Here is a 585-nt window from a genome sequence, read left to right on the forward strand (position 1 = left end):
TAACTAAACCTAATAATACAATATTAGAACCTGATAAATTGTTTAATCCATCTAATAACAAATGATTTAACCAAGATGCTGGTGGATTAAAGACATAAATCATCAATAAGCCTGTAGCTGTCACTGTCAATAGTGGGTAAATTAATGTTGGTTTTAATCCCTCTAATGCTTGTGGTAACTTACGTGTCATCGCTTTAACACCTTGTGTTAAGTAACCTGCTAAGAAACCTGCAATAATACCACCAATAAATCCTGAACCACCTGAAATTGCTAACATACCACCTACAAGACCAGCTGCAAAACCAGGTTTATCCGCAATACTACGTGCAATGAATCCAGATAAAATTGGAATGATTAACGCGAATGCACTTTTACTACCAATGTTCCATAGCTGCTCTGCAAACGCATTGTACTCTGAGCTTTTTGGTTTAAATGAGTCTACTCCAAATAAAAATACGATTGCCATTAAAATACCACCAGATATTACAAGTGGCAACATGTTAGAAACACCGTTCATTAAGTGTTTATAGAATGCTTTACCTGGGCTTAATTTTTCTTGACTGTCATTTGAGTTACCTTTTCTTT

At 35.0% G+C, this 585-nt stretch carries 1 protein-coding gene; it reads right to left on the reverse strand.

Annotated features, from left to right (window positions below; translation table 11 throughout):
- On the reverse strand, positions 1 to 585 hold a 585-nt coding region (locus IDG60_RS00015; protein ID WP_206160327.1), incomplete at both ends, for a fructose-specific PTS transporter subunit EIIC.

This window comes from Staphylococcus sp. EG-SA-2 (assembly GCF_017152085.1).